Source organism: Salmonella sp. 741265050_HSA, assembly GCF_046569445.1.
Lineage (GTDB): Bacteria > Pseudomonadota > Gammaproteobacteria > Enterobacterales > Enterobacteriaceae > Salmonella > Salmonella enterica.
In genome coordinates this window covers 45,876-57,718 of record NZ_JBKFSV010000001.1, presented here as the reverse complement: position 1 = coordinate 57,718, position 11,843 = coordinate 45,876, and the positions used below count along the sequence as shown (strand labels likewise).

The window sequence follows — 11,843 nt, the reverse complement described above, 5'->3', positions numbered from 1 at the left end:
CCCTGTTTTCGTTATCATACTCCGCATGACTGCGCTGCCCGCAGCGCGGGTCAACCGCAACCAATGCTTTTGTTTAGTATGACGAGTCAGCCTGCTCACTCGTCAGGCTTAACTCCAGTATATAAAGTTCGTTACGTTTTTGCCTAACCTAATGTAAAGAAGTTTAAAGAAAATGCACTACCCGGAGAGATTTTTCAGATAAAGAAAAAGGCGGCTTTCGCCGCCCCAGGCTAATGATAAAACAGAACTTGTTGTGCCGGATGGCGGCGTAACCGACTTATCCGGCCTTGCCTGATAAGCGAGGCGCCATCAGGCACGTCATCGTTTCTGCCGTGTTTAACTCGCTTCTGAAGGCGTATCTTCCGTCTGCGTACCGGGAAGCGTTTCCGGAAGCTGCGGCGCAAAGCCACGCAGCCCGACAACATGAACATGCTCAGTATTCTGAAACACTTTACGCACCAGTTTATACGTCGTGCCCTTCTCCGGACTGATGTTTTCCGGCGCAGCGATGATGAGCTGCATCTGCAAACGTTCACATAGTTCAAACAGCGTGGCGATAGAGCGCGCATCCAGACGCGCCGCTTCATCGAGGAACAGCAGGCGACATGGCGAAATATCTTTCCCGCGCAGTCTGCGCGCTTCGTCTTCCCAGCTTTGCACCACCATCACCAGAATTGACATCCCGGTCCCGATAGCTTCCCCCGTTGATAGCGCGCCGGATTCCGCACGCAGCCAGCCGTCGGACCCACGGTTAACTTCAACTTCCATTTCCAGATAGTTACGGTAGTCCAGCAGCTCCTCGCCGATGGTCTGCGGCGTGCGTTGCCCCATATCGATCTGCGGATTCAGACGCTGGTACAGTTTCGCCAGCGCTTCGGAGAAGGTCAGACGATTGCTGTTAAACAGATCCTGGTGCTGCTCCTGCTGTTCTGAAAGCACATCCAGCAAGGTGGCATGCGTTTCACGCACGTTGACGTTTAACCGCACGCTATTCACCTGGCCAAACGAGACGCTTTGCAACCCCTGGTTCAGCATACGGATACGGTTCTGCTCACGCTGGATAGTCTTGCGGATAATGTTTGCCACGCTGCGGGAACTGATCGCCAGCTTTTGCTCACGCGATGTCAGCTCTTCTGTCAGACGGCTCAGTTCAATCTCCATTTGTTCAATGGCTTCAACCGGATCGTCGGTACGAATAATATCCTGACGAATACGTTCGCGCAGATGCTGGTAAACGGCCACAAAGAACTGGATTTTACGTTCCGGGCGTTTCGGATCTTCCGACAGGCGCAATACGTCGCGCAGATGTTCGTTATCCGCGACGGCCAGGCGCAGCGCGCCCAACGCCTTATCCGACATGGAGCGCAGTTCATCCGCCGACAGATAAGCCAGCTCACGACGGTGCAGACGGCGTTCCACGCCATTGTCTTTAACCATCCGCATGACTGCGCACCAGCCGGCTTTCGCGGTCACAACCTGCTCGCGCATTTCATGATAATCGCGCTCCAGCTTGCGCAGCTTACGGGTCAGGTTCTCCATCTCCGCTTCGCAGAAGGTGAGCGCTTTCTCAAGCTGATTGCGACGCGAACGGTTATTGCTCAACTGAGCGTGCAGTTCATCGCGACGCTGGCGGGCGCGCTCTTCCGCCCCGCTGTCGGCGCGAACGCCAATATCCTGTAATTCGCGCTGCAAATCGTTAAGCAGCTCTTTTTTCGTGTCGTAAGAGCTTTTTAGCGAGGCCAGAACCTGGCTGTACTGACTTAACTGCGCGGCATGGCAGCGTAGCGCTTCGCGGGCGCGGGTACGCTCGGCTTCCGCCTGCTCCAGCCGCTGGCGCAGCTTTTCGTTGAGATCGCTGTTGCCGCTCAGCATTTCCGCCGAGTCGGAATAGCTGAAATGCGCCCGACGTTCGACGACTTCAGCCAGCGCAAAAGCCTGCTGGCGCGCGTCGCGCTGCATTTGCTGCGACCATGCATAGTCTTCTTTTAACTGCTCAAACTGTTCCGGATCGCTTTGCAGAACGGAAACCACCGGCTCCAGTTTGGCTAACTGGTTGCCATATTGCTGCACAAATCGCGCCGCTTCCTGCGCCTCATCCAACCGTTCCTGAATTTCATCGACCCGATCGGCCAGCGTTTCATCGGCCAATAAATTCAGCCGCGGCAGCAAACGGTTAAGCGCGGAAACGCCCTCTTTCGCCTGCTCAAACTGAAGGCGCTGCTGCTGGTTGTCGCTTTCATGCGTCGCCAGCGCGCGCTCCAGTTCGACGCGACGCCCGTTCAGTCGGCGAATTTCCGCTTCCGGATCGTCCTCAAAAGCGACGGAAAGGTGGCTGCCGATAAAACGGCTGAACGCCTGGTGCAAACGCTGGGTTTTCTGCACGTCAAACGAGAGCGTGGCAAAGCGCTCGGAAAGCACTTCCCGTTCCGCATGGAGACTTTCAATACGGTTCTCGCGCGCCGCACGGCCAAAAATAGGCAGCGACGGGAAACGCGAATAACGCCACTGACGGTCGGCAATTTTCACGACCACCGCCTTTTCCAGCTCGTCAACGCTGAATACGCTGTCATCAAAAGACTGCGGATCGCCTTCGATCAGATACAGATCTTCCGGGCAGTCGGTCAGGCCTTCAAGCTGTTCGGCTATTTGCGATAAATCCGGTACGACGATCGCATGGCGCGACGGGCCATACAGTGCGGAAAAGTACGGCGCATCTTCAAGACTGACATCATCGTAGATTTCTGACAGCAGTACCCCGCCAAAACGCTCCGCCAGCGCATTCAAACGCTGATCTTCCGCGCCGCCCGGCTGGCTTAAACGTTCGATCTCTTCATCAACCGCATTTTTACGCGCGCCCACTTCGTCGCGTTCGACAATGGCTTCGCGCTCACGCTCCAGTAGCTGTTGCAGGTATTCGGTCACTTCCTGGCTGGACGTAAACTCCTCGCCGCACTGTTCGCTAAGCTGGTTAAGGCTGTTTTGCGCCGCCAGCCAGACGGGCGCACGCCGCATCAGATGTTGAATACGCGACTGAAGCTGCTCCTGCTCCTGACGCAAGGCCATACGCTGTTCGCTGGCTGACGACACGCTCTCAGACAAGGACGCGATGCGGGCTTCCAGCTCCTGATGCAGCACTTCCAGTTCGTCAATATCAAAACTTTTGCCCTGTCGCTTACAGAACTCCGCCAGCAGACGTTCCGCCTCTTGCTGCTCGCGCAGCCGCTGTTCCAGTTCGCTCAGGCGCATCCGCAGCGGCTGTACCTGTTCCGCCAGATGACGCTGGTTCACGCCGTCCCGTAACAGCTCGCGCGCCACGTCCCAGGCTTCGCTACGCGCCAGCGGGCCGTTGATCGCCGCTACCAGCTGATAAGCCTGCTCAAACTGACTGTGCGCGGTTTGCGCCACGCTCATTTTTTGTTCCAACGACAGCAGTTTTTCCGTAGCTTCCTGCTCTTTTGCCTGGAAAGTATCCAGCCATTCGGCGGCGCTTTCCGGCGTTAGATCCGGCAGATGGCAAAGTTCTTTAGCGCGGGCAAGCGCTGATATCGCCTGGTTATACTGAATCGCGCGCGTTTGCTGTACATCCAGCGCCTGCTGGTAATCCGCAAGCTGGCTTTTGAGTTCATCGACTTCCAGCTCGGCGGCTTCGGCACGCGCTTCATTTTCGTCCTGCATTTCGGCGGCTTCCGCCACCACTTCATTTTGCTCTTCGAGTCGAATCTGCAGCTCTTCAAGATCCGCTTCGTAGCGTTCAATTTTTTCCTGCTGGCGCAGCGCGGTTTGCACCAGATTCAGGTGATCGCTCGCCGCCTGGTAATCCGCTTCAAGAGAACCTTCGGCGCCGTTATGTTCGCCCAACTCACGGGCCATATCGACGTGCTTGTACTGCTCCGCCGCCAGTTGTTTGCGCGATGTGTACAGTTCGCGTCGAAACGCCAACGCCTGATCAAGGTGAACCCGACGCTCATTAGCGTGGCGCATATAATCCGCCGCCACATAATCGGTGGCTTCGCTGATCAAATGCTTAAACAGATCGCGATCGGATTGGGTAACACGAATCGCTTCCAGCGTGAGTCGGTTCTCGCGCAGCGCCGCTTCCATATCCTGGAATGCCTTGCGCACGCCGCTGTTTTCCGGCAATAAATAATCGCGTAGCGACCGGGTAATGGCGCTGGAGATCCCGCCGTACAGCGAGGCCTCTATCAAACGATAGAATTTACTGCGATCGGAAGCGGAGCGCAGACGACGGGCGATAATCCCTAAGTCAAACATCAGCGAATGATAATCGGTGATGGAGTTAAACTGCTTAAACTGCACGCCTTCCATCTCGTCAAGCTTGTCTTTCAGCTCAGCAAGCGACAGTACGCGCGCCTGACGTTCGTTTAATGTCTCCGTCACCAGTTGTGTCGGCTGTACCGACATCGGCAGCCCCTGGATAGCGAACGGTTTGATGTCCACTTTGCGATCGCGCCCAGCGACCTGCTGCAGACGCACGCCGACCACCACCCGCTGATGGCGGGAATTAATGGTGTCGAGCATGGAGTAACAGACGCCCGCCTTCAGCTTACCGTGTAAACCTTTATCGCGCGAACCGCTGGTGGCGCCGGCTTCCGTGGTGTTACGAAAGTGCAGTAATGTGAGATCCGGGATCAGCGCCGTGACGAACGCCGCCATCGTCGTGGATTTCCCGGCGCCGTTGCCCCCGGATAACGTCGTGACCAGTTCATCCAGGTCAAAAGTGCGGGCAAAAAAACCGTTCCAGTTAATCAGCGTTAGCGAGCGAAATTTACCGCGTTCAATCATTATTCTTCCTCTCCACTGTCCGGCTGACTCTCTTCGGTCTCATCATTAAGTTGCAGATGGTTTTCAATGGGCATCGCTTCCCCGTCGCGGATGAGACGACGCTGCGCCTCGCGAGGATCGTCGCCGGCGCGGACATCCGCGCCAAAGCGGAAGACCGATTCGGTAATGCGGAATTTGCTGCTGTCGTGGCCCATAAACCATACCATGCCCAAACGACGCAGGCGGTTCAAAGAAGAACGCACCTTTTCCTGCAGTTTCTGACGATCAACGTCAGATCCCGTCGAGCGGTTATTCACCAGCTTTAGCAGTTTGGCTTCGTCCGCAAGGGTAAGCAGCTCGTCGTACAACTCTTGCTGAGTAAAGATCCCTTCGTTGGCCAGACGCTCCGGGCTAAGATAGAGGTAGCAGAGAATTTTACCGACCATCATATCCAGTTCGGATAACACCGAGCGCGGAATAAGCGTGGTAGAACGCGGACGCAGGTAGAAGAACCCCTCCGGCGCGCGAATCAGCTCCACGTTATAACGCGCGTAAAACTCTTCCAGGTATTCCTGAAAATCCATCAGAAAGGCATGATTATCCAGTTCGTCCAGCCCGATGTGGCGGCCCGAACGTAATGCGCTATCCAGCGCCGGAAATAACGGATTCGCCAGCGCCTGCGCCAGCTTAACCGGCATCACTTGTTCAATATTTGTCAATGACATGCGCCTGTACCTTGGCTCCGTAATCATTAATCGGCTGCCATTTGGCTGGCAGTCCGGTGAAATCTGCTTGCGCTACGCCAAGACGTACCGCTTGATCGATAACAATACGCGCCACGTCGAAATGACGCGCGCGCGGGTATTGCGCCAGATACTCGCGCACCACCAGCCCAAGATCCAGTGGCGTTTGTCTGGTTTTGTAGATAGCCAGCTGTTCTTCAATGATGGCCGCTAACTGCTCGCGGATCTCGTTAAACTCTTCATATTCCAGATCCGGCGGCAACTCCCCGGTGACTTCATCGTCACGCAACGCCATCTCTTCATCGCGCATATCCAGCAGACGATCGGCATTCGCGTAGGTTAGCGCCCACGGATCGTCAAAATAAGTCTGCACGGACTGGCGCAACCGCTGGGCGAAGACACGGTTTTTATCCATATCGATCGCGGTACGGATAAATTTATGCACGTGACGATCGTAGCCGATCCATAAATCAATAGACTGCTGACCCCAACTGATAATGCGGTCGAGTTTACTTTGTAAGTCAAACACCAGCCTGTCGACAAAATGCAGATCGTCGTGCGTCATCGTGGCATCCTGAATGCGCAGCAGGTTAGCCTGCAGCTTATCGCCCGCCGCCTCCAGCGTATCCTGCAACTCGCGCAGCGTACCGGACGTTTCGGAAAGCAGCAGTTCACAGCTGGAAATCGCCGCCCGCCAGTCTTTATTCAGCAGTTGTGCGATATCATCTTTCACCTGCTGCTGCTGTTCATCCATAATGCGCTGGGTGAGATCGATACTGTCGAAAATCTCCGCCACCGAATATTTCAATGGCGCGTAAACATTGCGATGCCAGTGGAACTCATCGCCACCCTCCGCTGCCGCATCCGCCGCGCGCTTCAATTCGCCGGCCACAATCGACAACTGCATAGAAAGACGCAGCGTAGAGAATTCGCGTTGACGAATGTAGTAATCGGTGATGCCAATCCCGAGCGGGGTTAATCGGTAAATCGCATTGCCTTCCGCCTGCTCGCTGGTAAAGCGGTTCAGCAGACGTTGACGCACCATATCGTTAATCGCGTTGTTCGCGCGCACGCCGATGGTTTCGCTGGTTTGCTCAAACGCATCACTCACATGGCGGAATGCATCCACCAGCTCGCCTTCACTCATCTCGCCGTCAAGGCGTTCGCCGTTCAACGTGGCGACCGCCAGCAGAAAGGAAAGTCTGTCTACCGGCAGCGAGATGGAAAAGTCGTTTTTTCTGGCCCAGGCAACCAGTTCGGGGACTGTCTGGGAAAATTCACTCATAGGTTATCCTTGCATCTGCGGCTAGCGCCGGGCTTTTAATCGCGGTGACATGAATGTAGCGCCCAAGGCTAATATACGGCTCCTGGCGGCAATAACGCGTTTCCAGTTCGACCAGGGTCTCATAACAGTCACGCTGCTGGTGTTTTTCACGCAGATAATCATGAAACACACGCACGCCGGTTTTACCGGTAATCTGCCAGCCAATCGCCTCCAGCCACTGGTACACCTGCGCGGGGTCGCGCGGGTAGTCAGGCGACAGCGTGCGCTTCTTGCGTTTAGGCATCCCCGCCTGCACGTAGTCAAAATTACCCGCCACCATATTGTGCATCAGCAAACCGTTAGCGTTATAGAACATCAACGACAGCGCGCCGCCAGGGCGCAATACTGACCAGAGCGTTTCTAATACGCCGACAGGATCGGCTACCCACTCCAGCACAGCATGAAACAATATCAGATCAACCGGGCTTTCCAAATGCGAAGCGACGTCCTGAGCCGGGCATTGTATAAAATGCATGTCTTTGCTCACACCTTTTGCCTCGGCCGCCTGCCGCGCGCGGGCGATCATTTCGCCAGACAGATCGCATAACGTCACCTGATGGCCGCGTTCCGCCATCTTAATCGCCGTTTGCCCTTCGCCGCCGCCGGCATCCAGTACCCGCAGTTTTCGCCCGCCAATCTCCTCCAGCACGCGGTCCAGGTCTTGCCACAGAATGGCTTGCCGCAGTTGTCCTTTGGTCGTGCCGTAAATGTTACGGGAAAACTTTTCAGCGATGTCATCAAAATTGCGATCCTGCATCGGACTCTCCACAGGCTGGCTCAGGCGTTATCTGATAAAACCGCTATTTTGTCACAGCCGCGGCGAGAATGAACCTGTCTGGTGTAATATCACCGTTAATCCTCCGCTATATGGTTAAAAAAGGAACCAAAAAGGATGCTTTTTACACTAAAGAAAGTGATTGGCGGTATGTTATTGCCGCTTCCGCTGATGTTGCTGATCATTGGCGTCGGCCTGGCGCTGCTCTGGTTTAGCCGCTTTCAGAAAACCGGAAAAGTATTTATCAGCGTAGGTTGGCTGGCGCTATTGCTATTAAGCCTGCAACCCGTCTCTGACCATTTGCTGCGTCCGATAGAAAACCGCTACCCTACCTGGCAGGGTCCGCAAAAGGTGGAATATATTGTGGTTCTCGGCGGCGGCTATACCTGGAACCCGCAGTGGGCGCCGAGCTCTAATTTAATTAACAACAGCTTACCGCGGCTGGCGGAAGGCATTCGGCTGTGGCGCGCAAATCCGGGAGCCAGGCTGATTTTTACCGGCGGCGTAGCAAAAACCAATACGGTAAGCACGGCGGAAGTCGGTGCGCGGGTGGCGCAGTCGCTGGGCGTACCGCGTAGCGATATTATTACGCTGGATAAACCAAAAGATACGGAAGAAGAAGCCGCCGCCGTTAAGCAGGCCATCGGCGACGCGCCTTTCCTGCTGGTAACCTCCGCCTCGCATTTGCCGCGTGCGATGATTTTCTTTCAGCATGCCGGGCTGAATCCGCTTCCCGCACCGGCGAATCAGTTGGCGATCGATTCGCCGCTCAATCCCTGGGAGCGGGCAATTCCGTCCCCGGTCTGGCTGATGCACAGCGATCGCGCTGGGTATGAAACATTAGGGCGACTTTGGCAATGGCTGAAAGGCATATCAGGCAAGCCAGGGGAGTAATGATTTCGCCGCCAGATCAAAATTGGTACGGTTAAAACGTCCGGTATTGACCAATTGCGCAACCTCGTCCCACAGCACATAGAGCCAACGCCGCCAGATGAAGGACTCCGCCACTGGCGCGCGTTGCAGATAATGCCAAAGCAATCCCTCCGCCAATGGATTATCCATCAGGCGAAACAGTTCGAACTCTCTCGGCGCCCACAGCATCAGCCCGGGGCCGACCATCGCCAGAAGCTGATCGCTACGGGCGTCTTTAAGCATACTGCGCAGGCAGAAGTTGCCATGCACCAGTACGCAGTTGTCGTTAAACCCTTCAAATAACGAAGGAAGACATTCTCTGGTACGAAACAGAATGCGTCTGTCCTGCATTGTCAGGCCGGTATTGCTGAACTGATTTAGCGTCGTCCACAGCACCTCCACCCGCTGACGATACCAGGAAGGCCAGATATTCTCCTGAGTATGATCTACGGCGCCCACGCAACCGCGGCTATCCTGCCGATGCCAGGCTAACAGCCCTTCGACAATCTGATCTTTTAGCTGTTCCCAGCGTTCCGGAGTGCGCGCCGGCGCCTCGACCGGCACACCGCGCAGTCGTTCCAGTAGCAGCACATCCGGACCAGGATGCTCTTCATGCGTCAATACGCCATAGATTACCGGCATCCTCACCGTACCGCTACGCGCCAGCATTGAGGTTTTCCATGCCAGTTGCTGCGCAACGCCGGGAGTGGTAAAACTTCGCGCCATCAGCGGCATCGGAATGCCCTGGCTGTCATATAATGACCACAATGCGGAATCCGCTTTCTCATTCACGCACTCTATACGGCTAAGTTTTTCACCCAACAAATGACTGAGTTCGGCCCGCAACTGTTCCATTCCAGATTACCCCCATTAGTGCTACTGCTTTAATAATGAGCGTCGTATGGACAGATGTCACCCGTATCAGATCAAGGGAAGAAAAGAAAAATGAGGAAAATCGTAACGGTACGAGAAAGCCGCCACTGATGAGCAGACGTGAGTATTCATCTTTGCGCTATCATACCGCGCTGTTCATGACCGTCTAAGACGATCATGAACAGGATCATGTTAACGCATTTCAGCGCGCACGCGCTCCAGGTCGTCGGCGGTGTCTACGCCCGTGCCGGGCACCGCTTTGGCGACAGCGACATGAATTTTTTCGCCGTACCACAGCACACGGAGTTGCTCCAGCATTTCAATATGTTCCAGCGGGCTGGGTTGCCAGCTCACGTAACGGCGGATAAATCCCGCGCGATAGCCATAAATGCCCAGGTGACGAAGGCAAGTATCCCCTACCGTTTCCAGACTTTTTGCAAAGCGATCGCGATCCCAGGGAATCGTCGCCCGGGAAAAGTAAAGCGCATAGCCTTCAGCATCCAGCACGACTTTTACCGCATTCGGGTTAAACGCTTCTTCGGCGCTGTGAATCGGCACCGCCAGCGTCGCCATGCCAACCTGGCGCTGCGCCAGATTTTCCGCGACCTGGCGAATAATAACCGCCGGGATCATCGGCTCATCGCCCTGAACGTTCACAATAACGGTATCGTCGCTGAATCCGCACTTCTCTACCACTTCCGCCAACCGTTCGGTGCCGGACTGGTGATCGGCGCGCGTCATGCACACTTCGCCGCCAGCCGCTTCTACCGCACGAGCCACGTCTTCATGATCGGTCGCGACAATAATGCGTTCCGCGCCAGATTCGCGCGCCCGCTCCAGGACATGAACAATCATGGGTTTACCATTAATATCCACTAATGGTTTGCCTGGCAGTCGGGTAGATGAAAAACGGGCCGGAATGATGACGACGAAACTCATGATTTACTCTCATCAGATGTCAGGGCGCGAGCTTCATTTTCCAGCAATACAGGAATGCCGTCGCGTAACGGGAAAGCGAGATTATCCAGTTTGCAAATTAATTCTTGCTGTTCCTGGTTATACCAGAGTTTGCCGTTACATACCGGGCAGGCGATGATTTCAAGCAGACGATGATCCATAGTTCCTCCAGATGGACCGGATTGTGAATCCTTCAATATTAACATAATCGGTTATGGTGCAGGGTCTATTTCCCAGCCATGACGCATGGCGCTAAACAGGCCTGGCGGACATTGTCCCAGCGTCACGCGCGATGCCCGTTGCCAGGCAGCAAACGCGCTAATCGCCTGCCAGATTCCTTTTTGCAGATTAACGCCAGGACGAATATCGTCCTCCAGATACAGCGAGATAACCTCAAGTACCCCCGTTTTACGGTGCATTTTGGCATCCATTCGCCCGACTAAACGGCCCTGGTATAATAGCGGCAGCACAAAATAACCGTACTGGCGCTTCGCCGCGGGCGTATAACATTCCAGCCGATAGTTAAATCCGAAAAGCTGCGCTGCCCGCTTGCGATCCCATACCACAGGATCGAAAGGCGACAGTACTGCGCTATGGGTCGCCTTTAAGGCGTTATTCAGCGCCGGTTCCAGCTGCGAAAGAAGATCGGCATGAAGCCACATCCGCCCCAACGTTTCCACCTCGACCGGAATAATCTGCTGCTGTTCCGCCCGGCTCTCCCGCCATCCCTTCAGGTCAGGACGTTTCAGGCGGTAGTAATCCGCCAGCCACTGTTCACGGAAAATCCCCAGACTGCGCGCGCTATTATCCAGCATCAGGCTTTCCGCCTGCGGCTGTGACAGTCCATCGCGTTCATCATCCCAGTATGGCATCACACGGGGCGTTAAATCATATACACGTTGAAAATTACGCCGCTCAACAACCATGACTTTTCCGGCGGTAAATAAACCCTCAAGGTGGCGTTTATGTGGTTTCCATTCCCACCAGCCGCTGACGCCTTTCTGCGCATGTTCAAAATCGGCAGAACGCACCGGACCGTGCTCCTGAATATGCCGCACTAGCTGTTCTATTTCTTCCGCGTGCTCATGCATCCATGCCGCGCGATATTTCCAGCCCATCTTTTCCGGCGACAGCATACGATGGCGGATAAGTTTAAAGTCGCGGCGTGGTAAGAAACAGGCCTCATGCGCCCAGTATTCCATTAACTCGTCGCGTCGCAGCGCCTCATCCAGCCAGGCCTGCGGGTACGAACCGAGACGGCTAAACAGCACCAGATAGGGGCTACGTGCGACAACATTGATGGTATCAATTTGCAGCAACGCCATGCGTGAGATGGCGGCAAGAACATCGCCAGGCAGCGCGTTACGGCGCGGCTTTTTCAATAGCCCCTGCGCAGCAAGGTGAAGACACCGGGCCTGGGAAAGAGAAAGGTACGGCAATGACATTCATGACTCCATAAATTCATCACTGCCGCTGC

The 11,843-nt window shown here is 55.2% G+C and carries 9 protein-coding genes; 1 reads left to right on the top strand and 8 read right to left on the bottom strand.

From position 1 onward, the window contains the following. Positions 1–336 precede the first annotated feature (336 nt). Genes mukB through cmoM form a run of 4 tightly spaced genes read right to left on the bottom strand, consistent with a single transcriptional unit; the run spans position 337 to position 7,606 of the window. A complete protein-coding gene (mukB, locus tag ACLD4F_RS00220) occupies positions 337–4,803 on the bottom strand; it encodes a chromosome partition protein MukB (RefSeq protein ID WP_411010627.1) in 4,467 nt (1,488 codons plus the stop codon). Continuing rightward, positions 4,803–5,507 carry a chromosome partition protein MukE gene (gene mukE, locus ACLD4F_RS00215; RefSeq protein ID WP_000060025.1) on the bottom strand — a complete coding sequence of 235 codons (705 nt, stop codon included), beginning with the start codon at positions 5,505–5,507 and terminating at the stop codon, positions 4,803–4,805. The genes mukB and mukE overlap by 1 nt, the downstream gene beginning before the upstream one ends. Beyond that, on the bottom strand, positions 5,488–6,810 hold the full coding sequence (gene mukF / locus ACLD4F_RS00210; protein ID WP_001288828.1) for a chromosome partition protein MukF: 1,323 nt from the start codon (positions 6,808–6,810) through the stop codon (positions 5,488–5,490). Before mukF ends, mukE begins: the two co-directional genes overlap by 20 nt. Further along, the gene (gene cmoM, locus ACLD4F_RS00205) at positions 6,803–7,606 is read right to left on the bottom strand and encodes a tRNA uridine 5-oxyacetic acid(34) methyltransferase CmoM (RefSeq protein WP_001154025.1); all 804 of its coding nucleotides are present in this window, start codon (positions 7,604–7,606) and stop codon (positions 6,803–6,805) included. Before cmoM ends, mukF begins: the two co-directional genes overlap by 8 nt. Positions 7,607–7,741: 135 nt before the next feature. Here cmoM and elyC point away from each other — a divergent pair, with 135 nt between their 5' ends. Further along, the gene (gene elyC, locus ACLD4F_RS00200; RefSeq protein WP_000899554.1) at positions 7,742–8,518 is read left to right on the top strand and encodes an envelope biogenesis factor ElyC; all 777 of its coding nucleotides are present in this window, start codon (positions 7,742–7,744) and stop codon (positions 8,516–8,518) included. On the opposite strand, the gene ACLD4F_RS00195 is transcribed toward elyC, so the two are convergent. From ACLD4F_RS00195 to ACLD4F_RS00180, 4 genes are all read right to left on the bottom strand, one after another. Then, positions 8,498–9,391: a YcbJ family phosphotransferase gene (locus ACLD4F_RS00195; RefSeq protein ID WP_000436889.1), complete on the bottom strand. Its 894-nt coding sequence runs from the start codon at positions 9,389–9,391 to the stop codon at positions 8,498–8,500. The two genes, elyC and ACLD4F_RS00195, sit on opposite strands and share 21 nt — an antisense overlap. Before the next feature lie 210 nt (positions 9,392–9,601). Then, positions 9,602–10,348, bottom strand: a complete 747-nt coding sequence (kdsB, locus tag ACLD4F_RS00190) for a 3-deoxy-manno-octulosonate cytidylyltransferase (RefSeq protein ID WP_000011576.1) — start codon at positions 10,346–10,348, stop codon at positions 9,602–9,604. Beyond that, positions 10,345–10,527 carry a protein YcaR gene (ycaR, locus tag ACLD4F_RS00185; RefSeq protein WP_000350061.1) on the bottom strand — a complete coding sequence of 61 codons (183 nt, stop codon included), beginning with the start codon at positions 10,525–10,527 and terminating at the stop codon, positions 10,345–10,347. Before ycaR ends, kdsB begins: the two co-directional genes overlap by 4 nt. 51 nt (positions 10,528–10,578) lie before the next feature. Further along, the gene (locus ACLD4F_RS00180) at positions 10,579–11,811 is read right to left on the bottom strand and encodes a winged helix-turn-helix domain-containing protein (RefSeq protein WP_411010626.1); all 1,233 of its coding nucleotides are present in this window, start codon (positions 11,809–11,811) and stop codon (positions 10,579–10,581) included. Positions 11,812–11,843: the final 32 nt, after the last annotated feature.